This window comes from Aureimonas sp. D3 (assembly GCF_001463805.1).
GTDB classification, from domain to species: Bacteria; Pseudomonadota; Alphaproteobacteria; order Rhizobiales; family Rhizobiaceae; genus Aureimonas; species Aureimonas ureilytica_A.
Genome location: NZ_BBWM01000029.1, coordinates 40,828 through 63,088 on the forward strand (window position 1 = coordinate 40,828; position 22,261 = coordinate 63,088).

Consider the following 22,261-nt stretch of genomic DNA (forward strand, 5'->3'; position numbering starts at 1 on the left):
CGACGCAATCCATAGACCCCTTATGGCTTTGCGTCATTGCGATTATGTTGGCTTCAGAAATTGAACGAGGGCAACGATCATGAGCGAGCACGGCATTCATCACGTCACGGCCATCGCCGGTCCGGCCAGCCGCAATGTCGGCTTCTACACGAAGACGCTCGGGCTGCGCCTCGTGAAGAAGACGGTGAACTTCGACGATCCCGGCACGTGGCATCTCTATTACGGCGACGAGGCGGGATCACCCGGCACGATCCTGACCTTCTTTCCGTGGGAGCATGTCGCGCCTGGACGGCTCGGCGTCGGCGAGACGCAGGAAACCGTTTTCCGCGTGCCGGAGGGCTCGATCGGCTATTGGACGCATCGCTTCATCGAAAGGGGCGTCGCCTTCGAGCCGATCGAGAAGCGCTTCGGCGAGACGGTCCTGTCCTTCCGCGACCCGGACGGAATGCGCCTCGCCCTCGTCGCCGTTCCCGGTGCCGAGAAAGAGCCGGCCTGGAGCGCGGGCGACATCGCGCCCGACCACGCCATTCGCGGCTTCCATTCCGTGAGCCTGCTTCTGGAGGAAGCCGCGCCCACGGGCGCGGTGCTGACGGATGTTCTGGGCTTCCGGCAGGGCGCGAGCGAGGGTTCGATCACGCGCTTCGAAGTACCGGGGGCGAGTGTCGGCGGCATCGTGGACATTCGCGCCGTCGGCGGCTTTCTCAAGCCGCGCGCTGGCGGCGGGTCGGTGCATCACGTCGCCTTCCGGGCGGCCGACGACGCCGAGGAGATGGCCATGGCGCAAAAGCTCCATGACAACCACGGCATCCAGACGACCGAGCAGCGGGACCGCAACTACTTCCGCTCGATCTACTTCCGTGAGCCGGGCCATGTCCTGTTCGAGATCGCGACCGACCAGCCCGGCTTTGCCGTGGACGAGCCGGTGAACGATCTGGGCGGCACGCTCAAGCTGCCGGACTTCCTGGAAGCGCAGCGCGGCCGGATCGAGCAGGTTTTGCCCTCGCTGGCCGAGCCGGCCTGACCGCCCGAAGGCGGGACGCGTTGCGCCCCGCCTCTCCCAACCCCACCGGAGACAGAGCCATGGACCTTCCGCGCAACGATCTCTCGATGATCCACCGCTTCATTCCCGCGACCGTGGAGGGCGCGACGCCGCTTCTCCTGCTGCATGGCACGGGCGGCGACGAAAGCGACCTCTTAGGGCTTGGCGGTCTCCTGTCGCCGGGGGCGGCGCTTCTGTCGCCGCGCGGGCAGGTTCTGGAAAACGGGATGCCGCGCTTCTTTCGCCGGCTTGCGGAGGGCGTGTTCGACGAGGCGGACCTGCGCCAGCGCGCGCTGGAACTCGGCGCTTTCGTGGAAGAAGCGCGGGAGCGCCATGGCATGGCCCGTCCTGTCGCGGTGGGCTTCTCCAATGGCGCGAATGTGGCGTCCGCGCTGATGATGCTCGACCAGACGAGGCTGGCCGGCGCGATCCTGATCCGCGCCATGGTGCCCTTTGCCGAGCCGCCTGCCTTCGATCTCGGTGGTGCCCCGGTGCTTCTTCTGTCGGGGGGCATGGACCCGATCGTGCCGGCCGACAATGCCGCCCGTCTGGCGCGCCAGCTTCAGGAGGGCGGAGCGAGGCTTACTCATGAGGTGCTGCCGACCGGTCACGGCCTCGGCCAGATGGACCTCGTCATCGCGCGCGAATGGCTCGCCGCCTCGTTCGCTTGAACCTCGGAAGGCCGGCCTTGCGACGCGATCACATCTCGCCGACGGGCCGGCCCTTGGCACGATAGGTCTCGACATCGACCTCCACCCGGCGCAGCGCCACGTCCTCCGGGTGCGGGCTCTGGCGAAAGCCGAGTTCCTCCGCCATGGCCAGCATGGCCCGGTTTTCGCCCAGCACCTCGCCATAGACGCGCGAGAGACCGCGCCGGCGCGCATAGTCGAGGATCGTTTCCATCAGAAGCCAGCCGAGACCGCGCCCCTTCTGGTCGGAGCGGACCATGATGCCGAACTCGGCCTTCTTCTCGTCGGGGTCAGACACGAGACGCGCGACGCCCAGGATATCGCCCTCCGCCTCTCCCGCGCGGGTGGCGACGAAGGCCATCTCGCGGCGATAATCGATCTGGGTCAGGCGCGCGGCGAAGGCATGGCCGATCCGCTTCATGGGCGCGAAGAAGCGCAGCCGCACATCTTCGGCGTCGGAGCGCGCGATCATCTCCACGATCCCCGGCTCGTCCTCCGGCCGGATCGGGCGCAGGAAGAAGCTCGACCCCGAGCGGGAATGCGCCACATGCTCCAGCTCGTTGGGATAGGGCCGAATGGCGAAGCGCGAGCGCGGCGCGCCGGTCGTGGTGCGCAAGACGACCCGCGCGTCGAGCGCGATGACCCCGGCCTCGTCCACCAGAAGCGGGTTGATGTCGAGTTCGGCGATCTCGTCGAAATCGGCGATGAGCTGGGACAGCTTGACGAGCGTCGCCGCCACGGCATCGCTGTCGGCCGCGGGCCAGTCGCGATAGCCCTTCATCAGACGCGAGACCTTCGTGCGTCCGATCATGTCATGGGCGAGCGGCAGGTTCAGCGGCGGCAGGCCGATGGCGCGATCGGCGATGACCTCCGCCGCCGTGCCACCCTGCCCCACTAGAAGCACCGGGCCGAACAGCGCATTCGTGCCGACGCCGAGGATCAGTTCATGCGCGCGCGGGCGCTGGATCATCGCCTGCACGGTGAAGCCTTCGATCCGCGCGCCGGGATGGCGCTCGGCCACGAGCTTCAGCATATGTTCGCCGGCTTCGCGCACCATCTCGGGCGTGTCGAGTTCGAGCCGAACGCCGCCCACATCGGACTTGTGGGCGATGTCCTGAGACAGGATCTTCAGCGCGACCGGAAAGCCGATAGCGCCCGCCAGCGCCGCCGCCTCGTCCGGGCTGTGGGCGATCTGGGTTTGCACGACGGGAATGCCGTAGGCGGAGAGCAGCGTCTTGGCCTCGGGCTCGGTCAGGACGCTGCGCCCCTCCCCGGCCGCCCGGGACAGCACCGCCCGCGCCTTCGCACCATCGGCCGCGCCCGGCTGGATGGCCGGCGGCGTCTGCATCAGAAGGTCCTGATTGCGGCGATAATTGACGAGCTGCATGAAGGCGCGCACGGACTCGTCCGGCGTCTGATAGGTTGGGATGCCGCGCGCCGCGAAGAGGCGGCGGGACTCACGCGCCGCGCGCTCGCCGAGCCAGCAGGTCAGAACCGGCGCGCCGCGCCGTGCCTTGGCGCTCGCCACCGTCGCCTCTGCCGCGCCCCGCCCGTCCGCCAGCGCCTGCGGCGTGTTCATGACGAGAACCGCATCCTGCCCGGGATCGTCGAGCAACGTTTCGAGCGCTTGGCCGTAAAGGCTGCCAGATGCGTCGCGCGGGATATTGACGAAGCGCGGATCGCTCTCGTCCGGCCGCGTGAAACGCGCGAGCTTCGCCATCGTCTCGGGCGAGAGATCGGCCAGCTGGCCGCCGAGATCGCTCAAGGCATCGGCCGCCAGAAGGCCCGCACCGCCGCCATTGGTCAAAATCGCCAGCCGGTTCCCCTTGGGACGGATGGCGGAGGCGAGCGTTCCGACCGCTTCGAACAGTTCGCGCAGCGAATCGACGCGCAACATGCCGGCGCGCCGCAAGGCGGCATCATAGACCGCATCCTCATCGGCCAGCGCCCGCGAATGGGAATGCGACGCAGACGGGCCCGCGACCGCCGCCGAGCGGCCGGCCTTGATGACCACCACCGGCTTGGCACGGGCGGCGATGCGCGCCGCCGTCATGAATTTCGGCGCGTCGGTGATGTCCTCGATATGGAGAAGGATGGCGCGCGTCTTCGTATCCAGCGCGAGATAATCGAGGAGATCGCCGATATCGACGTCGCACATGTCACCGGTTGAGACGACATGCGAAAAGCCGATCTCGCGCACATCGGCCCAATCCAGCACCGCCGTCGCGATGGAGTCGGACTGGCTGACAAAGGCGATGTCGCCGGCGCGCGGCGTCAGATGCGCGAAGCTGGCATTGACGCCGATGCCGGGCGACATCACGCCTATACAGTTCGGCCCGACGATGCGCAGCCGATGCGGCTTGGCAGCATTGAGCAGCCCTTGCCGGAGGACAGGATCGGCAAAGCCGGTGGAGATGACCACAGCCGCGCGGCAACCGCGCCGACCGAGTTCGTCGATGATATTAGCCACGCTCGGGGCCGGGGTCGCGATCACCGCGAGATCGGGTGTGATCGGCAGGTCGGCGACCGAGCGGAAGTTGACCGAGGATCGGATCGCCTGCTCGTGCGGATTGACCGGCATGACCGGGCCGACAAAGCCCGATCCGAAGAGATTGCGCGCCAGAACCGCCCCGACCGAGCCCTCACGATTGCTCGCGCCGATCAGCGCGATGGCCTTGGGTTCGAACACGGCATCGAGATTGCTGATGGTCATGACGGCCTCTGGAGCCCGGCGTGATGCCGGCGGAACGGAGCGCCCGTCAGCGTGTGGCGAGGGCGAAGATGAGGCCGCCGATCAGAACGAAGGCGGCGAGAAAGCCCATGAGGCGAATCATGCCCGTCGCTTCATTGCCGCCGACGATGATGCGCCAGACGCGCAGCAGCGGATCGTTCTGGGCCTTGAGACTGTCCATGATGCTGAAACTCCTGATGGCGGGCGTTGAGCCCTTGAAGACATGCTGGCCCGAGCGGCCGGTTCCTGCAACCGATGCGGCCCGAACCAGCGCCGCGAAAGCATGGACATGCCCGAAAGGCCAGCGCTGCGAAAGCGCGATCACGCAGCGCCAGACCTGCGGGTCAGGGCTCCAACCGCCCTTGGAGGCGATAGACGATCCCGTCCGGCTGGAAGTCGGTCTCGGCGCGGCCGTTGAAATAGCCGGGAACGACGCGCTCAGTAAGCCGTGTGCCGAAACCCTTGCGGCTTAGCGGCTTGACCTCGGGCCCGTTTTCCTCGCGCCATTCGAAATGGAACTCGCCCTCGGGCGAGACATGCCACCCAACTTTGACACAGCCTTCGTCCACTGACAGCGCGCCGTATTTCACGGCATTGGTCGCCAGTTCGTGCAGCGCCAGCGCCACGCCCATGGCCTGCTGGGCCGACAGGTCGAGCGTGTCGCCGGAGACGATGAAACGGCCGCTGCGATCGACATGGGGTTCGATCGCCGCATCGACGGCGGCGCGAAGGTCCGCGATCGTCCAGTCCGTCGCCGTCAGCATGTCCTGCGCCCGGCCGAGGGCCTGGATGCGGGCGGAGGCGACCTGCGTCGCCTCCTCGATCGAGGTGGAATGCCTTAGGCTCTGCGTCACCACGGCCTGAACCATGGCGAGCGTGTTCTTCATCCGGTGTGAGAGTTCGCGTTGCAAGACGCGGCGCTGGCGCTCGCCCTCTTCCTGCCGGGCGAGACTGTCCGACAGGTTGCGGTTCAGCTCTTCCAGCTCCTGGCGCTCGCGCATGAGTCGCGTCGTCTCGGTCACGATATTCAGCGCGCCGGCGATCTGCCCATGGTCGTTGAAGAGCGGGCTATAGGAGAAGGACCAATAGGTTTCTTCGGGATAGCCGTTCCGCGTCACGGTCAGCGGCAGGTCTTCCGCCCATGTGCCCTGGCCGGCCAGCGCCTGCTTGAGATAGGGCATGACGTCCTCGGAAACGTCGGCCCAAAGTACGCTGAAAGGCTTGCCGATCGCACCATCCGCCCGCGCGCCGAGCATCGGCAGATAGGCCTCGTTGTGAAACTGGAGAAGATCCGGCCCCCACCAGAGGCACATGGGCTGTTTCGACGCCAGAACGGTGCGCAGCACGGCGCGAAGCGTGAAAGGCCAGCCCTCGATCGGGCCGAGCGATGATCCGGCCCAATCGACGGAGCGAATGGCGTCCCACATCACGCCCTGTTCCTGCAAAGGGTCCGTCCCTTTCCGATCCGCCGTGATCGGCTCGCTCCACGTCATATCTGCTTCTGTCCCCCCTGGCCCGAAGCCTGCACCGGCGCGCGGGATGCCACGACACTGTCATAGCAGCGCATATGAAGCACAACCGCACAAGTTTCCACGAAGCCCACGAACTTCACGTTCACCGGCTAAAGATACAAACTCAGGTTGCGATTCACAATCTGTCAGACCACACCGATCCTCAGGAGATCGTGCAAATGCAGGATACCGACCGGCAGGTCGGCTTCCACCACCATCAACGCGGTAATGTTGGAGGAATTGAGAATATCGAGCGCCTTCACGGCCAAAGTATCCGGCCGGATCGTCTTGGGCGAGCGCGTCATCACCTCGTCCACCGTGCGCAGGAGAAGGTCGGGCGCCAGATGACGGCGCAGGTCGCCGTCCGTGATGATGCCGAGCAAACGCCCTTCATCATTCACCACCGCGACGCAGCCGAAGCCTTTGCGCGAGATCGCCAGGATCGCTTCCGACATGAGCGCGCCTGAAGCGATCAGCGGCATGGCCTCGCCGCGATGCATGATGTCTCCGACATGGGTCAGGATCGCGCCGAGCTTGCCACCGGGATGGAAGACGCGGAAATCGCTCGGCGAAAAGCCACGCGCTTCCAGAAGCGCGATCGCCAACGCATCGCCCAGCGCCAGTTGCGTCAGCGCCGAGGTGGTGGGCGCAAGCCCATGTGGACAGGCTTCCTCGGCGGGCGGCAGCAGGAGAACCACATCGGCCTCACGCCCCAGCGAAGATTCGGGGGCGGCGGTCATGGCGATCAGCGGAATGGAGAAGCGCCTCGTATAGGCGATGACGCTTTTCATCTCCGGGCTTTCGCCCCCCTTGGACAGGGCGAGTACGACATCGCCCGAGGCGATCATGCCGAGATCGCCGTGATTGGCCTCGGCCGCGTGCACGAAGGAGGCGGGGGTGCCGGTGGAGGCGAAGGTCGCGGCGATCTTCGCTCCGATATGGCCGCTCTTGCCGATCCCGGTCACGATCACGCGCCCGGACACGGCGGCGATGCGCGCCAAGGCGTCCTCGAAGGCGGGGCCGAGCGGCCCTTGCAGCGCGGCCGCCAGGGCATGAAGCCCCTCCGCCTCGGTTCCCACCGTGCGAAGGGCGGAGGCGATGCCGGGAGACGCGGACAGGTCGAGCATGAAGAGGGCCATTTCGGATTGTTTGTCCCCTCTCCTACCCTTCGGAACGAGGGAACGCCACCGCAGAGGGGCGGGGAGCGAGTCGGGCCTGGCGTAAGGCCGACTCGCCATAAGAGGCCGACAACCAATTCTTAACCACGCCGATTTACCGTTCGGTCATCATTCTCGCCGCCGGATCGTCCGGCCGTTTCGGGCAGGGAACCGCTCTTTCGATGGCAGTCAGGCTTCGATACCGCGCCGCGGCCTGCGGTCTTCTGGCCGCCTGCACTCTCTCCGCGTACCCAACCCGAGCCATGGCGCAGGAGCCTTCCGGGCCGGAAGAGCAGACCGACCTCGCCGACACGCCAGCGCCCACCGCTCCCCTGAGTGCTGGCGCACGGCTATCATCCGGCCAGCGCCTGACGGCGCCTCCCCTGTCGGGTAGCGAACGGCTCGCACCGCCTCTCTCTTCGAGCGACATTGGCCAGTCGGGTCGGATCGACGATGGGCTCCGCCTGGATGTGGACGCGCTCCGACGCAGCGCGCCGACACCTTCCCTCCCCGACGACACCACCAATCCGGGCCTGTCGAGCCGCGAAAACTTTCGCGACACGCCGGCCCTTCGTACGGGTGATGCCGGGTCCGATACCGCGCAGCCCCGCGCGCCCCGCCGGGCGGCCGAACCCGACGCACCGTCCAGCAATCTGTTTCAATCCATCGGCCCGGTGCGCAGCCTGACGCTGGATGAGATCGGCAATCGCCGCCTGAGCGACGCCTATGCCAGCCTTCGGCGGCTGGCGCCGGGCATCAGGTCGAACGACCCGTTCGCGCCCGTCGGCACGCGGATCGGCTCGTTCATGGGCTATCTCACGCTCGACCAAAGTCTCGGTGCCTCCGATAATCTCACCGCGTCTCGCGACGGGGTGAGCGGCTTCTTCAGCCAGAGCACGCTGACCGGGCGGCTTGTCTCCGACTGGTCGCGCCACGAGGCGGAGTTGAACGTGGCGGCCACCTATCGACGCAACATGTCGGGGCCGGTCAAGGACGAGCCGCAGGTCGATGCCGATGGCCGGGTGCGCATCGACATCTCGCGCGACATGACCGCGGTTCTACGCGGAGCCGTGTCCTTCAGCCGCGAAGACGATTTGACCGTCGGCGCCGTACAGGACGCTGCGGCGCGCGCCGATCGGCTCCGCTATTCCATGAGCGCGGAGCTTCAGAACCGCTTTGGGCGCTTCGACACGGTGACGACGCTTCAAGCGGTGCGGGACGATCTGTCCGACCGGGCACAGCGCACCAATTCGCTGGACGACAGTTTCACGACCTATACGGCCGGCCTGAAGGCGACGCTGGACGAGCGCGCGCCGCTCCATCCCTTTGTCGCGGCCAGCATCGGGCGGCGTGTCTTCGACAAGACGAGCTTTGGCGGGGTCAGCCGCGACAGCGCGATCCCGGCGCTCCGCGGCGGCGTCGGCTTCAGCCGGGGTGAAAAAGTCTCCGGCGAGATCGCGCTGGGCTATGCGTGGAACATTCCGGACGACAACAGCCTGCCCACGATCGGCAGCCCGACGCTGGACGCCCTCCTCGCCTGGTCGCCGCGCCGGGGCACCGACGTCACGCTGCGCGGTACGACCTCGTTCGAGCCGGAGACGACGAGCCTCGACACCGCGACGCTCTATCAGCTCAGCCTCGGCCTGACGCACCGCGCCACCGCGCGGCTGGAAATCAACACCACGCTGATCGCGGGCCTGCGCGAACGACGCACGGTCGCCAACGAATATGTCTATAGCGGCGAGGCCGGCTTCACCTATTGGCTGAACCAGCATCTCGCCCTGACGGGCCTTTATCGCTACGACCGATTCGAAGCCGCCCTGCCCTTCAACAATTACAGCGCCAACACGGTGCGCGTCGGCGTCCGCCTTCAGAATTGAGCGAGCGACGAAACGCGCGTCCAGATACGAAAAAGGGCGCCTCGGCGCCCTTCTCAATTCAGAAGATGGGAAATCCGGCGCTCACTCGGCGGCGCGGCGATCCGTCGCGCGGCGCTCCTGAGGCTCCACCGTCGCCATCAGCTCGTGGAGATTGTCGAAGACCTTGCCGCGAATGTCGTGACGCCACAGGGCGAAGGCGACATTGGCCTGAATGAAGCCTTCCTTCGAGCCGCAGTCGAACGTGCGGCCGGTGAAGGGATGGGCGAAGAAGTCCTGGCTCTTGGCCAGCTTCAACATGCCGTCGGTCAGCTGGATCTCGTTGCCCGCGCCCTTTTCCTGGGTGGAGAGAATGTCGAAGATCTCGGGCTGAAGAATGTAGCGGCCGGAAATGAAGAAGTTCGAAGGCGCTTCCTCGTTCTTCGGCTTCTCGACCATGCCGTCGACCTTGAAGCCGGTGCCGACATCGGCGCCCTTGCCGACGATGCCGTATTTATGGGCTTCGGACGGGTCGCACTGTTCGACGGAGATGACGTTGCCGCCGGTCTGCTCGTAAAGCTCGACCATCTTCTTCAGGCAGCCCTCTTCGGACTGCATGATCATGTCGGGCAGAAGCAGCGCGAAAGGCTCGGGACCGACGAGATCGCGCGCGCACCAGACCGCATGGCCGAGGCCGAGCGGCGCCTGCTGGCGCGTGAAGCTCGCCGTGCCGGCTTTGGGCTGAAGGCTGTCGAGCAGCTGCAGCTCGACCTTCTTGTTGCGCTCGGTCAGCGTATTCTGCAGTTCGACCTGGATATCGAAATAGTCTTCGATGACGCCCTTGTTGCGTCCGGTCACGAAGATCAGATGCTCGATCCCCGCCTGACGGGCCTCATCGACGACATACTGGATAACCGGTCGGTCGACGACCGTCAGCATCTCCTTCGGGATGGCCTTCGTGGCGGGAAGAAACCGCGTTCCCAAGCCGGCGACCGGGAATACGGCCTTTCTGACCTTGCGCATGCACTAATCCTTCCAACCGCTGGATTCGGGTTAACCCATAAATCACGAAAGCATGACCTGTCGACAAGCAACATGCGACGCCGCGTTTTAGCCCCAGAAACATGGGAAATTCTGGTGGCGCTACGATCTCTTCAGCATTTCGTGTTCCGTCGTGGTAAACGTAACGTTTACATCCTGAACCTAAGCTGAAGGCCATAGCACACGACCAGTCCGACGAAGGATCATGCCTATGCCTGGACCGATCACCGCCCGCATCGCGCGCCTTGGCGCGGCCACGCTCGTTCTGGCGGGCCTTTTGGCCACGCCTGCCGCCGCCGATCAGGGCTTCCGTAACTGGATCGTCGGTTTCGAGAAGACCGCCGTCGCCAACGGGATCAGCCGCCGCGTCTATGAGCGCGTGTTCGACGGCGTGACCGAGCCCGATCCCGACGTGATCCGCAAGGCGCGCTTCCAGCCCGAGTTCCAGGACAAGATCTGGGACTATCTCGACAACCGCGTGAACGAGGAGTCCGTGGCCGAAGGCCGGCGGATGCTCGTCCAGTACAAGTCCTGGCTGGACCGGATCGAGCAGCGCTTCGGCGTCGATCGCCATATCCTTCTGGCGATCTGGTCGATGGAATCCAACTATGGCCGCATCCTGCAAAGGCAGGACGTGATGAAGAGCGTGCCGCAGGCGCTCGCCACCCTCGCCTACATGGACCCCAAGCGCGCCAAGTTCGCCCGCACCCAGCTTCTGGCCGCGCTCAAGATCGTGCAGGACGGGCATGTCAGCCCCAAGGGACTGACCGGCTCCTGGGCCGGAGCCATGGGCCACACGCAGTTCATACCGACCAGCTATCAGGCCTATGCCGTGGACATGGACGGCAACGGACATCCCGACATCTGGGGTTCGGTGCCGGACGCGCTGGCGACGGCGGCCAATCTCCTGCGCAAGAACGGCTGGCAGAGCGGCAAGAGCTGGGGCTATGAAGTCGTCGCGCCCACGGGCTCCACCAAGCTGGAGCGCGCCGGCAAGAGCCTGGCTCAATGGCAGCAGTTCGGCTTCAAGCGCGTCAGCGGCCGCCCCTTCCCCGCGCCGTCCGACCGGGCCAATCTCCTGATGCCGGCGGGGGCCAACGGCCCGGCCTTCCTGATGACCAAGAACTTCTTCGTCATCAAGCGCTACAACAACGCCGACAAATATGCGCTCGCCGTCGGCCACCTCGCCGATCGCATCGCCGGCTATGGGGCCTTCGCGCATCCTTGGCCGCGCGGCTACGTTCCCTTGTCGATGGAAGAGCGATACGAAGTGCAGCAGCGCCTCACGCAGCATGGCCTGTACGACGGCAAGATCGACGGCAAGATTGGCGACAGCTCCAAATCCGCCATCACCGCCTATCAGCGCCGAGCGGGCATGAACGAGGATGGAAACGCCTCCAAGGCGCTTCTGGAGCTTTTGCGGAGACCATGATCCGATGACGGACGAGCGCAACACGAAGCATCGGGGACGAGCGCGCCTCGCGACCCTCATGGCGCTTGTCGTGGCGGGCTCGTCCGTTCTGCCCGAGATCGCGGCGGCGCAGGAGCGCCGCCGGGGCATCCTGGAAATGCTGTTTGGCGGGCCGCCCCGCTCGCAGCCGTCCTACCGCGTCTATGAGGCGCCGCCGCAACAGCGCATCATCCGCAAGGCCCCGCGCAAGAAGGCGCGCACCGAGGTCGCTCCCAAGCGCAACAATTCGCCCCGCTCGGCCGCGGCAACCGCGGCGGCCGGGGGCGCGGCGGCGGTGGCCGCAAGCGCCAGCACGCCCGTCGCCAAAAGCGAGGCAGCCCGCAACGTCCTCGTGATCGGGGATTTCATGGCGGGGTCGCTCGCCAAGGGGCTGGACGCGGCCTTCGCCACCAACCGCGACATTCGCGTCACGAACCGCGCCGATGGCTCTTCCGGCCTCGTGCGCGAAGACCATCATGATTGGCCCGCCAGCGTGGGCGCCCTGATCGACGAGACGAAAGCCGACCTCGTCGTGGTCATGCTGGGGGCGAACGACCGGCAGGGTTTTCGCGCCACGGAGGGCACGATCGCGCTGCGCAGTCCGGAATGGGCCGACACCTATGAGCAGCGCGCCAAGGCTCTGGCCGAGGCGATCCAAACCAAGAAGAAGCCCTTTCTCTGGGTCGGAATGCCGGCCTTCCAGTCCGACCGCGCGACGGAAGACATGGTCTATCTGAACGATCTGTTCCGCAATGTCGCGCAAGCCCATGGCGGCGATTACGTCGACATCTGGAACGGGTTCACCGATGCCAATGGCAGCTTCGTGACCTCCGGCCCCGACATGGCCGGGCAGACCGTGCGCCTGCGCAATTCCGACGGCATCACGCTGACGGGCGCGGGCCAGGAAAAGCTCGCTTATTTCGTGGAGAAGCCCGTTACCAAAGTGCTCGGCCTGAATGTCGAGGATTTCGTGGCGAGCCTGGGGCCGCAGCAATTGTCCGCCAAGGACCTGCCGGCCGTGGTGGACGCGGCGCTGGCCACGACGACCGCGCCCATCTCCTTTGCCGATCCGCGCTTCGATGGCGGCGACCAGTTGCTCGGCAGCGCTCAGCCGGGCACCGGCGGCCAGGGCTCGCCGCGCGAGAAGCTCGTGCGCGAGGGCGTCGTCTCGGCCGCCGTCGAAGGCCGGGCCGATCAGTTCAACTGGACGGGACGCGGCACCGCCGTCTCCCCCGTGACGCGCGACAATGCGATCGTATTTCGCGGCACGACAAGCCTGGAAGAGCTTCGCCTCCACGGCCCGGAAGCAGGGCCGCCTACCAAGCCCGACGCCCCGGCCGCCACCCCGAAGGCCGGTACACCGGACGTGTCTTCAGTCAATTAAGGGCTGCAGACAAGAGTTCCCAGCCGAGCCAGCCGAAGGATCGCCATGCGATCGCGAGGGGCGAAGCGCCGTCCGTTTGACCGGCAAAGTCCGACCCTCGCGCCGTCCTCACGGTGCAAGTGAGCCTTTCGGCTCGCTCAGACGCGAGCAGCGAAAACCCAGCAAGCGTCCCCACCTGTCGTCTCCCGTTCTCTCCAACAAAAAAGGCCTGCCTCCGTTCGGAAGCGGGCCTTCTGTTGGATCGTGATGTGCCTTCAGCGCGGCAGCGTGGTCGAGCCCATGAGGTCGAGATCGACGGCGCGGGCCGCCTGCCGGCCTTCGCGGATCGCCCAGACCACGAGCGACTGGCCGCGGCGCACGTCGCCGGCGGCATAGAGCTTGTCGACCGAGGTCTTGTAGCCATGGTCGTCCGCCAGCACGGCCACATTGCCGCGTGAATCCGTCTTGGTCTTCAGCGCGTCGCCCGCATCGGCCATGAACCCGTCCATGAACGGGCCGGCAAAGCCGATGGCGATAAAGGCGAGATCGGCCTTGATGACGAACTCGGTGCCGGGGATCGGCTTACGCTTCTCGTCCACCTGCGCGCACTTCACGCCGGTCAGCTGGCCGTCCTCGCCGACGAATTCGAGCGTTGCGACCTGGAACTCGCGCACCGCGCCTTCGGCCTGGGACGAGGAGACGCGCATCTTCGTCGCCCAATAGGGCCAGACTTCGAGCTTGTTCTCGGTCTTGGGCGGCTGCGGGCGAATGTCGAGCTGCGTGACCTTCACCGCGCCCTGACGGAACGCCGTGCCGACACAGTCCGACGCCGTGTCGCCGCCGCCCACGACGACGACATGCTTGGCGCCAGCCCAGATTTCGCCCGCGTTCCAGCCGGCGCTCTCGACCTTTTCGCCGCCGACACGGCGGTTCTGCTGCACGAGATAGGGCATGGCATCATAGATGCCTTCCAGCCCGTTGGTCGGAATGCCCGCCTCACGCGGACGCTCCGCGCCGCCGCAATAGACGACGGCATCGAATTCGGCCTGAAGGTCGGCCAGCGTCTTGTCCTTGCCGACATCGACGCCGCAATGGAAGGTGACGCCCTCGCCCTGCATCTGCTCGACGCGGCGGTCGATCCAGTGCTTCTCCATCTTGAAGTCGGGAATGCCGTAGCGCAGGAGACCGCCCGGCCGCGACTCGCGCTCGAACACATGGACCTCATGGCCCGCGCGCCCAAGCTGCTGGGCCGCCGCCATGCCGGCCGGGCCGGAGCCGATCACGGCGACGCGCTTGTCTGTCTGCGTCTCGGCGGGCTGCGGCTGGATGAGGCCGAGCTTATAGGCCTGATCGGCGATCGCCTGTTCCACCGTCTTGATGGCGACCGGCACGTCTTCCAGATTCAGCGTGCAGGCTTCCTCGCAGGGCGCGGGGCAGATGCGGCCGGTGAATTCGGGGAAATTGTTGGTGGAATGCAGGTTGCGGATCGCCGCTTCCCAGTCGCCGGAATAGACGAGATCGTTCCAGTCCGGGATCTGGTTGTGCACGGGGCAGCCCGTCGGCCCATGGCAGAAGGGAATGCCGCAATCCATGCAGCGCGCCGCCTGCTTGCCGACTTCCTCTTCCGACATGGGCAGCGTGAATTCGCGGAAATGGCGAATGCGGTCGGACGCCGGCTGATATTTCGCCGTCTGGCGGTCGATCTCGAGAAAGCCCGTCACCTTGCCCATTTGCCCCTCCGTCTTAAGTTCCGCCGCACGATCCTGGCGGCAGCAGACCGCAGCGCCCTGTCGGCTCGCCCGGTTGCCGGGCCGGCTTCGACATGCGCCGCCTTATACCAAAATTCGCGAAAATAGAACGCGTCCAAACTTCGCGAGCGATTGCCGGCCGCCCGCTGCCCCGAGCCGCCTCCCGCCGATCGGCGACGAGAGGGTGGATCAGGGACGGAGATACCGGCGTCTTATCCAGAAGGCGGCCCCGAGTGTTGCGCCGAGGATGACGGCCGGCGCCGGAAGAACCCGTTCGCCAACCACATCCCTGCCGGAATGGCGAAGGCGATCAATGCCGCCATTCGCCAACCGTATCGTCGCCTCGCCTGGGGCCATACGCCGCCTTACTCGGCGGCGACGCCCATGCGAGCCCGCTCCATTTCGAGAAGGGCGCGGCGGTACTCGACCGGCATGACCTTCACGAATTTCGGGCGGTAGGTCTCCCAATGATCCAGCATCTCCTTGGCCCGGGTCGAGCCGGTATAGTGGAGATGGTTGGAGATCAGCTTGTAGAGACGCTCGTCATCATGGCCCGTCATGTTCGAGGACACGTCGACCCGGCCCTTGTGCTGGAGATCGCCGCCATGGTGATGCAGCTTCTCCAGGAGGTCGTCTTCCTCCGGCACCGGCTCCAGCTCGACCATGGCCATGTTGCAGCGGTTCGCGAAGTTGCCTTCGGGATCGTAGACATAGGCGATGCCGCCCGACATGCCGGCCGCGAAGTTGCGGCCCGTATGCCCGAGGATCACCACCACGCCGCCGGTCATGTATTCGCAGCCATGGTCGCCCACGCCCTCGACCACCGCGATGGCACCCGAGTTGCGCACGGCAAAACGCTCGCCCGCCACGCCCCGGAAGTAGCACTCGCCGGCGATCGCACCGTAGAGCACCGTGTTGCCGACGATGATCGACTCTTCGGGTACGATGCGCGTGTTCTCGCGCGGGCGCACGATGATCTTGCCGCCCGAGAGACCCTTGCCGACATAGTCGTTGCCGTCGCCCACGAGATCGAAGGTGATGCCGCGCGACAGAAACGCCGCGAAGCTCTGTCCCGCCGTGCCCTTGAGCTTGACCGAGATCGTGTCGTCCGCGAGTCCCTTGTGGCCGAAGCGCTTGGCGACTTCGCCCGCCAGCATCGCGCCGGCCGAGCGATCGACATTGGAAATGTCGGTCTCGATGCGCACCTGTTGGCGTATTTCGAGCGCGACCTTGGCCTGCTCGATCAGCTTGCGATCGAGCACGTCGGCGATCGGATGCTCCTGACGGCGCGTCCAGAGCGTTTCCTCGACCGGCGCGTCCGGCTTGTGGAACAGGCGCGAGAAATCGAGCCCCCTCGCCTTCCAGTGATCCACCATCTCGCGCTTGTCGAGCCGCTCGGAGCGGCCGATCAGCTCGGCCAGCGAGCGCACGCCCATGGCCGCGAGGATCTCGCGAACCTCTTCCGCCACGAAGAAGAAGAAGTTGATGACGTGCTCGGGCGTGCCCTTGAAGCGCTTACGCAGAACTGGGTCCTGCGTCGCCACGCCCACCGGGCAGGTGTTGAGGTGGCACTTGCGCATCATGATGCAGCCGGCCGCGATCAGCGGACCGGTCGAGAAGCCGAACTCGTCCGCGCCCAGCAGCGCGCCGATCACCACGTCGCGGCCCGTGCGCAACCCACCATCGACCTGCAGCGCGATGCGCGAGCGGAGCCCGTTGAGCACCAGCGTCTGCTGCGTTTCTGCCAGGCCCATCTCCCACGGGGAGCCGGCATGCTTGATCGAGGTCAGCGGCGAAGCGCCGGTGCCGCCGTCGAAGCCGGACACGATGATATGGTCGGCGCGCGCCTTGGCGACACCGGCCGCCACCGTGCCGACGCCCACTTCCGACACGAGCTTGACCGAGATCGCGGCTTCCGGGTTGACGTTCTTCAGGTCGAAGATCAGCTGCGCCAGATCCTCGATCGAGTAGATGTCGTGATGAGGCGGCGGCGAGATCAGGCCGACGCCCGGCGTCGAGTGGCGCGTCTTGGCGATCGTCGCGTCCACCTTGTGACCGGGCAGCTGACCGCCTTCGCCGGGCTTGGCGCCCTGCGCGACCTTGATCTGCAGCATGTCGGCATTGACCAGATAGTCGGTCGTCACGCCGAAGCGGCCGGAGGCGATCTGCTTGATCGCAGAGCGCTCGGGGTTCACGTCGCCATTGGGCAGACGCGCGTAACGATCGGGCTCCTCGCCGCCCTCGCCCGTGTTCGACTTGCCACCGATCCGGTTCATGGCGACGGCGAGCGTCGCATGAGCCTCGCGCGAGATGGAGCCGAAGCTCATCGCGCCCGTCGAGAAGCGACGCACGATATCGGCCGCCGATTCCACCTCTTCGAGCGGCACGGGCTGCAGGCCGAGGTCTTCGGCCATACGGATCTTGAACAGGCCGCGAATGGTCGAGCTGGCGACGGCCGCGCCGTTCACCATCCCGGCATATTCCTTATAGGTCGCATAGGAGTCGAGACGCACGGCATGTTGCAGCGCGGCCACGACATCGGGCGACCAGACATGGGCCTCGCCGCGCATCCGGTAGGCGTATTCGCCGCCGACCTCGAGCGAGCGGGCGAGCACCGGATCGGCCGAGAAGGCGCGCATATGGCGCTCCACCGTCTCGCGGGCGATTTCCTCCAGGCCGACACCCTCGATCGTGGTCGAGGTGCCGAAGAAGAACTGCCTGACGAAATCGGACTTGAGGCCGATAGCGTCGAAGATCTGAGCGCCGCAATAGGACTGGTAGGTCGAGATGCCCATCTTGGACATGACCTTGAGCAGGCCCTTGCCCACCGACTTGATGAAACGGCCGACCACTTCCTTGGCATCGACTTCCGGGGGGAAATCGCCGCGCTCATGCATGGCGAGCAGCGTGTCGAAGGCGAGATAGGGATTGATCGCTTCGGCGCCGAAGCCGGCAAGGCAGGCGAAGTGATGCACTTCGCGCGGTTCGCCCGATTCCACGACGAGGCCGGCCGCCGTGCGAAGCCCCTTGCGGATCAGATGATGATGCACGGCCGCCGTCGCCAGAAGCGCCGGGATCGGAATGCGATCGGGGCCCATCTGCCGGTCGGACAGGACGATGATGTTGTAGCCGCCGACGACCGCCGCCTCGGCTCGCTCGCACAGCCGCTCCAGCGCACCCGACATGCCGGCCGCGCCCTGCTCGGTCGGATAGGTCGTGTCGAGCGTCTTGGTGTCGAAGCGATCTTCCGTGTGACCGATGGTGCGGATCTTTTCCAGATCGCCATTGGTCAGGATCGGCTGACGCACTTCGAGCCGCTTGCGGCGCGAGGTCCCTTCGAGGTCGAAGATGTTGGGCCGGGGTCCGATGAAGGACACCAGACTCATCACCAGCTCTTCGCGGATCGGGTCGATCGGCGGGTTGGTGACCTGTGCGAAGTTCTGCTTGAAATAGGTGTAGAGCAGCTTCGACTTCTCGGACATGGCCGAGATCGGCGTATCCGTGCCCATCGAGCCGACGGCCTCCTGGCCGGTCGTGGCCATGGGCGCCATCAGGATACGCGTATCTTCCTGGCTGTAGCCGAAGGCCTGCTGACGGTCGAGCAGCGACACGTCGGCGCGCGAGGCGCGGGGCGCCACGGGCTTCAGGTCTTCGAGGATCAGCTGCGTCGACTTCAGCCAGTCGCGATAGGGATTGGCCGACGCGATTTCGCCCTTCACCTCCTCGTCGGAGATGATACGGCCCTTTTCGAGGTCGATCAGCAACATGCGGCCCGGCTGGAGCCGCCACTTCTTGACGATGCGCTCTTCGGCGACTTCTAGCGTGCCCGCTTCCGAGGCGAGGATGACGAGATCGTCGTCCGTCACGACATAGCGTGCCGGACGCAGGCCGTTGCGGTCCAGCGTCGCGCCGATCTGCCGACCGTCGGTGAAGCACACGGCGGCCGGGCCGTCCCACGGCTCCATGAGCGCGGCATGATACTCGTAGAAGGCCTTGCGCTCCGGGCTCATTTCCTTGTTGCCCGACCAGGCTTCCGGGATGAGCATCATCATCGCATGGGCGAGCGTGTAGCCGCCCTGCGTCAGGAGTTCGAGCGCGTTGTCGAAGCAGGCCGTATCGGACTGACCCTCGTAGGAAATCGGCCAGAGCTTGGAAATGTCGTTGCCGAACAGCTCCGAATCGACCGAGGCCTGACGGGCCGCCATCCAGTTGACGTTGCCGCGCAGCGTGTTGATCTCGCCGTTATGGGCCACCATCCGGTAGGGATGGGCGAGGCGCCAGGACGGGAACGTGTTGGTGGAGAAGCGCTGGTGCACGAGGGCGAGCGCGGATTCGAAGCGCTCGTCCTTCAGGTCGCGATAATAGGCGCCGACCTGATAGCTCAGGAACATGCCCTTGTAGACGATGGTGCGCGAGGACAGCGACACAACGTAGAAGTCGGTATCGACGGACTGTGCCTCGTTGTAGACGCGGTTCGAGACGACCTTGCGGATGATGTAGAGCTTGCGCTCGAACTCGTCGTCCGTCTGCGCCGAAGCCGGGCGGCCGATGAAGATCTGCCGGTGCATCGGCTCGGTGGCCGCGATCTCCGGCGCCTTGGACAACGAGGCATTGTCGACGGGCACTTCGCGCCAGCCGAGGACGACGCAGCCTTCTTCCTGCACGGCCTGTTCGAACAGCGACTTGAAATGCAGCCGGCGCGCTTCGTCCTGCGGCATGAAGACGAAGCCGACACCATACTGGCCCGCCTCGGGCAATTCGACGCCCTGGCTCGCCATCTCGGCCTTGAAGAAGCCATGCGGAATCTGCACGAGCATGCCCGCGCCGTCACCCATCAGCGGATCGGCGCCGACGGCCCCGCGATGCTCCAGATTGTGGAGGATCGTCAGACCCTTTTCGACGATCGAGTGGGACTTCACATTCTTCATATGCGCGATGAAGCCGACGCCGCAGGCATCGTGCTCCTTGGTCGGGTCGTAGAGACCCTGCGCGGCCGGGAGCGTTCGGGGTTTGACGGTCGCGATCTGAGTGTTCGCGGCCTTCATGGCCTCGCTCTCGATCATGGATGGCGTCGTCGTCATCGCGTCACGTCTCCCTATCTCGAACCGCGCCCCGAAGGCGGGTTCCAACTCCGGGCAGGCCACGAGGCGCGGCCGGTCTGAACCGCCACGCCCCTAAGGCATTCCCGTTTCGATCGAAGCCCGAAGGGCCTCATGTTCAAAGCCCCGCGATCCGTCGGGGTTCGGCATTGCGACCCGAAGGTCGGCAATTTAGGTCAGCATTGCTGCCATATATCAGACTTATTGCAGCTTCTTTGGATTTTTTCAAGAGTGCTTCTAACGCGTTGACGCGCAGGTTTGAAGCGCGCAAGGGCAGAAGCTCGGTCGATAATGCCGGAAAGGCTCTCATGATCTTTGCTTCCGACAATTGGTCCGGCGCTCATCCGGCCATCTCCGCCGCCCTTTCCACGCATGGCGCGGGCATGGCTGCCGCCTACGGCTCCAGCGATCTCGACAAGGCGGTGGAGCAGCGCTTCAACGAGATTTTCGAGCGCGAGGTCGCGGTCTTCTTCGTCGGCACGGGAACGGCCGCGAACTCTTTGAGCTTTGCCGCCGTGAACCGTCCCGGCGGCGTCGTCATGTGCCACCGCGAGGCGCATGTGGTGGAAGACGAATGCGGCGCGCCGGAATTCTTCACGCATGGCGCACGCATGGCCCCGGTGGACGGAGCCTTCGGCCGGATCGATCCGGCGCAGCTGCGCCATGAGCTCGCCCGCTTCCGCCCCGGCTTCATCCATGCCGGTCAGCCCATGGCGGTAACGATCAGCCAGGCGAGCGAAGTCGGCACGCTCTATAGCCGCGATGAAATCTCGGCGCTGGCCGCGATCGCGCATGAGCAGGATCTGGCCTTCCATATGGACGGCGCGCGTTTCGCCAACGCGCTGGCGGCGACCAAGCTGTCACCCGCCGATATGACATGGCGAGCCGGCATCGACATCCTTTCTTTCGGAGCCACGAAGAACGGCTGCTGGTGCGCGGAAGCCGTCGTGTTCTTCGATCCCGAGAAGGCGCGTCAGTTCCCCTATATCCGCAAACGCGGCGCGCAGCTCTTTTCCAAGACGCGCTTCATCGCAGCACAGTTCATGGCCTATCTGGACGATGGGCTCTGGCTGACGCTGGCCGCGCACGCCAACTTGATGGCCGATCAATTGCGCGACGCCTTGGCGCATTCGAACCGCGCCCGGCAGGCCTGGGACACGCGCTCCAACGAGGTCTTCGCGATCCTGGAGCGCCCGGTGGCGGAGGCGCTGCGGGCCGAGGGCGCCGTGTTCTATGATTGGAACATGCCGCACGGCAGCGGCCAGGCGCTCAACGAAAACGAAGTCCTGGTTCGACTGGTCACGAGTTGGTCCACCGAACCAGCCGATGTCGAGCGCTTCGCCGCCGCGCTCGCAGCCACCACCTGAGTTTGAAAGGTCGCCAGTCGGGAACGGATCAGGCTTTGAGAAGTTCTGACCTTGTGTCCGTCAACAGGAGGAACTCATGGCGACCGACGCATTCCACCAAGGCAAGCTCGCCTTCCAGAACAATCATCCGATGTCGTCCTGCGAATATCCCGTGGGATCGAGCCTCAGGGCCGAATGGATGGCCGGCTGGAACGAGAGCCGCAACACCGAGCCCGGCCATTTCCGCTCGTCTGCTTCAAACGAGCATACGATGGCCTCCAACGGCACGGCGTCCGAAGCGCGGCATTGATGCCTTGAAACCATCATGACGAAGGCCGGGTGCCATAGCGGTGCCCGGTCTTTTTCGTATGGCAATCTGCTATGACGTGACAAACGAAAACGGCGCCCCGAAAGGCGCCGCTCCCAACCTAAATTACGGTTTCGATCAGGCCGCGTTGGCTTCGATCGACTTCGCATTGGCGTTGGCGTTCGAAATTTCGATCCGGCGGGGCTTCATCGCCTCGGGGATCACACGCAGAAGATCGATATGGAGGAGGCCGTTCCTGAGGCTCGCACCCTTCACTTCGACATGCTCGGCGAGCTGGAAGCGGCGCTCGAAAGCGCGGGCGGCGATGCCGCGATACAAGAACTCGGACCCCTCGCCTTCGCCATCCGACTTCTCGCCCTTCACGGTCAGCGTGTTTTCACGCGACTCGATCGAGAGTTCGCCATCTCCGAAGCCGGCCACGGCCATGGTGATGCGATAGGCGTTCTCGCCCGTGCGCTCGATATTGTAGGGCGGATAGGTCTGGGCATTCTCACCCGAACCGAGCGTGTCGAGCATCGAGAACAGGCGGTCGAAGCCGACGGTGGAGCGGTACAGGGGAGCGAAATCAAACTGACGCATGGTCGTTCTCCATAGGAAGCAACAGGTTTGCGACTTTGACGGGAAACAATGTCCTCCCCATCTGGCGGAGGGCTTCTCGTCAGTGGCCCCGTTCGGCGGCCACAGGAAGCAGATGGTAAGCGGCAATTTGGCCTTCAAGCCTTGCCCGCATTTTTTTCGAGACATCTGTTACGCGTTTCAAAACAGCGGCTTGTGGTGGCAGGCGGAATGAACGCCAGATGAACACGCGCTTCCGTCTGCGTTCAGCCTGCTGGGGTCAATGTGCTATTCCGCAAGGCAGAGTTTGTCTTGCTGTCTATGGCTCTGGCGTCCCGTCCCTTCCGC

15 protein-coding genes are annotated in these 22,261 nt (G+C 65.4%); 7 read left to right on the plus strand and 8 right to left on the minus strand.

Going from position 1 to position 22,261, the window contains the following annotated elements; genetic code table 11:
- The first annotated feature begins 79 nt into the window (after nucleotides 1-79).
- Entirely contained in the window at nucleotides 80-1,021 is a 942-nt protein-coding gene (locus AUL36_RS07555) for a ring-cleaving dioxygenase (protein ID WP_062219437.1), read from the plus strand.
- Between the two features lie 59 nt (nucleotides 1,022-1,080).
- Nucleotides 1,081-1,710 (plus strand): alpha/beta hydrolase, encoded by a 630-nt coding sequence (locus tag AUL36_RS07560; protein ID WP_062219439.1) that lies wholly within the window; start codon nucleotides 1,081-1,083, stop codon nucleotides 1,708-1,710.
- Between the two features lie 28 nt (nucleotides 1,711-1,738).
- Here AUL36_RS07560 and AUL36_RS07565 read toward each other — a convergent pair whose 3' ends face one another.
- From AUL36_RS07565 to AUL36_RS07580, 4 genes are all read right to left on the minus strand, one after another.
- Nucleotides 1,739-4,441, minus strand: a complete 2,703-nt coding sequence (locus AUL36_RS07565) for a bifunctional acetate--CoA ligase family protein/GNAT family N-acetyltransferase (RefSeq protein ID WP_062219441.1) — start codon at nucleotides 4,439-4,441, stop codon at nucleotides 1,739-1,741.
- Nucleotides 4,442-4,487: 46 nt separating this feature from the next.
- Entirely contained in the window at nucleotides 4,488-4,640 is a 153-nt protein-coding gene (locus AUL36_RS23715) for a hypothetical protein (protein ID WP_156418305.1), read from the minus strand.
- 163 nt (nucleotides 4,641-4,803) lie between these two features.
- Nucleotides 4,804-5,952 carry a sensor histidine kinase gene (locus AUL36_RS07575; protein WP_062219446.1) on the minus strand — a complete coding sequence of 383 codons (1,149 nt, stop codon included), beginning with the start codon at nucleotides 5,950-5,952 and terminating at the stop codon, nucleotides 4,804-4,806.
- A gap of 164 nt (nucleotides 5,953-6,116) precedes the next feature.
- The gene (locus AUL36_RS07580; protein WP_082640307.1) at nucleotides 6,117-7,097 is read right to left on the minus strand and encodes a KpsF/GutQ family sugar-phosphate isomerase; all 981 of its coding nucleotides are present in this window, start codon (nucleotides 7,095-7,097) and stop codon (nucleotides 6,117-6,119) included.
- A gap of 212 nt (nucleotides 7,098-7,309) precedes the next feature.
- Here AUL36_RS07580 and AUL36_RS07585 point away from each other — a divergent pair, with 212 nt between their 5' ends.
- Nucleotides 7,310-9,007: an outer membrane beta-barrel protein gene (locus AUL36_RS07585; protein ID WP_082655698.1), complete on the plus strand. Its 1,698-nt coding sequence runs from the start codon at nucleotides 7,310-7,312 to the stop codon at nucleotides 9,005-9,007.
- Between the two features lie 81 nt (nucleotides 9,008-9,088).
- Here AUL36_RS07585 and galU read toward each other — a convergent pair whose 3' ends face one another.
- Nucleotides 9,089-10,006 carry a UTP--glucose-1-phosphate uridylyltransferase GalU gene (gene galU / locus AUL36_RS07590; protein ID WP_062219451.1) on the minus strand — a complete coding sequence of 306 codons (918 nt, stop codon included), beginning with the start codon at nucleotides 10,004-10,006 and terminating at the stop codon, nucleotides 9,089-9,091.
- A 229-nt stretch (nucleotides 10,007-10,235) separates the two neighbouring features.
- On the opposite strand from galU, the gene AUL36_RS07595 reads away from it, so the two are divergent.
- The gene (locus AUL36_RS07595) at nucleotides 10,236-11,456 is read left to right on the plus strand and encodes a lytic murein transglycosylase (protein WP_062219453.1); all 1,221 of its coding nucleotides are present in this window, start codon (nucleotides 10,236-10,238) and stop codon (nucleotides 11,454-11,456) included.
- 4 nt (nucleotides 11,457-11,460) lie between these two features.
- Complete coding sequence (locus AUL36_RS07600) at nucleotides 11,461-12,858, plus strand: SGNH/GDSL hydrolase family protein (protein WP_062219455.1); 1,398 nt, start codon at nucleotides 11,461-11,463, stop codon at nucleotides 12,856-12,858.
- A gap of 254 nt (nucleotides 12,859-13,112) precedes the next feature.
- Here AUL36_RS07600 and AUL36_RS07605 read toward each other — a convergent pair whose 3' ends face one another.
- Nucleotides 13,113-14,567 (minus strand): glutamate synthase subunit beta, encoded by a 1,455-nt coding sequence (locus AUL36_RS07605; RefSeq protein ID WP_062219458.1) that lies wholly within the window; start codon nucleotides 14,565-14,567, stop codon nucleotides 13,113-13,115.
- A gap of 383 nt (nucleotides 14,568-14,950) precedes the next feature.
- Entirely contained in the window at nucleotides 14,951-19,666 is a 4,716-nt protein-coding gene (gltB, locus tag AUL36_RS07610) for a glutamate synthase large subunit (protein ID WP_062219460.1), read from the minus strand.
- A gap of 326 nt (nucleotides 19,667-19,992) precedes the next feature.
- Here gltB and AUL36_RS07615 point away from each other — a divergent pair, with 326 nt between their 5' ends.
- Both AUL36_RS07615 and AUL36_RS07620 read left to right on the plus strand, forming a co-directional pair.
- On the plus strand, nucleotides 19,993-21,051 hold the full coding sequence (locus tag AUL36_RS07615) for a threonine aldolase family protein (RefSeq protein ID WP_062219462.1): 1,059 nt from the start codon (nucleotides 19,993-19,995) through the stop codon (nucleotides 21,049-21,051).
- Nucleotides 21,052-21,127: 76 nt separating this feature from the next.
- Complete coding sequence (locus tag AUL36_RS07620; RefSeq protein ID WP_062219464.1) at nucleotides 21,128-21,340, plus strand: Rmf/CrpP family protein; 213 nt, start codon at nucleotides 21,128-21,130, stop codon at nucleotides 21,338-21,340.
- A 135-nt stretch (nucleotides 21,341-21,475) separates the two neighbouring features.
- On the opposite strand, the gene AUL36_RS07625 is transcribed toward AUL36_RS07620, so the two are convergent.
- Nucleotides 21,476-21,937, minus strand: a complete 462-nt coding sequence (locus AUL36_RS07625; protein WP_058600231.1) for an Hsp20 family protein — start codon at nucleotides 21,935-21,937, stop codon at nucleotides 21,476-21,478.
- Between the last annotated feature and the right edge of the window lie 324 nt (nucleotides 21,938-22,261).

Coding starts and splice junctions, on each gene's coding strand:
- AUL36_RS07595 (WP_062219453.1), top strand. CDS start 10,236: ATGCCTGGACCGATCACCGCCCGCATCGCGCGCCTTGGCGCGGCCACG.
- AUL36_RS23715 (WP_156418305.1), bottom strand. CDS start 4,640: ATGGACAGTCTCAAGGCCCAGAACGATCCGCTGCTGCGCGTCTGGCGC.
- gltB (WP_062219460.1), bottom strand. CDS start 19,666: ATGACGACGACGCCATCCATGATCGAGAGCGAGGCCATGAAGGCCGCG.
- AUL36_RS07625 (WP_058600231.1), bottom strand. CDS start 21,937: ATGCGTCAGTTTGATTTCGCTCCCCTGTACCGCTCCACCGTCGGCTTC.
- AUL36_RS07565 (WP_062219441.1), bottom strand. CDS start 4,441: ATGACCATCAGCAATCTCGATGCCGTGTTCGAACCCAAGGCCATCGCG.
- AUL36_RS07605 (WP_062219458.1), bottom strand. CDS start 14,567: ATGGGCAAGGTGACGGGCTTTCTCGAGATCGACCGCCAGACGGCGAAA.
- AUL36_RS07620 (WP_062219464.1), top strand. CDS start 21,128: ATGGCGACCGACGCATTCCACCAAGGCAAGCTCGCCTTCCAGAACAAT.
- AUL36_RS07580 (WP_082640307.1), bottom strand. CDS start 7,097: ATGCTCGACCTGTCCGCGTCTCCCGGCATCGCCTCCGCCCTTCGCACG.
- AUL36_RS07555 (WP_062219437.1), top strand. CDS start 80: ATGAGCGAGCACGGCATTCATCACGTCACGGCCATCGCCGGTCCGGCC.
- galU (WP_062219451.1), bottom strand. CDS start 10,006: ATGCGCAAGGTCAGAAAGGCCGTATTCCCGGTCGCCGGCTTGGGAACG.
- AUL36_RS07575 (WP_062219446.1), bottom strand. CDS start 5,952: ATGACGTGGAGCGAGCCGATCACGGCGGATCGGAAAGGGACGGACCCT.
- AUL36_RS07600 (WP_062219455.1), top strand. CDS start 11,461: ATGACGGACGAGCGCAACACGAAGCATCGGGGACGAGCGCGCCTCGCG.
- AUL36_RS07615 (WP_062219462.1), top strand. CDS start 19,993: ATGATCTTTGCTTCCGACAATTGGTCCGGCGCTCATCCGGCCATCTCC.
- AUL36_RS07585 (WP_082655698.1), top strand. CDS start 7,310: ATGGCAGTCAGGCTTCGATACCGCGCCGCGGCCTGCGGTCTTCTGGCC.
- AUL36_RS07560 (WP_062219439.1), top strand. CDS start 1,081: ATGGACCTTCCGCGCAACGATCTCTCGATGATCCACCGCTTCATTCCC.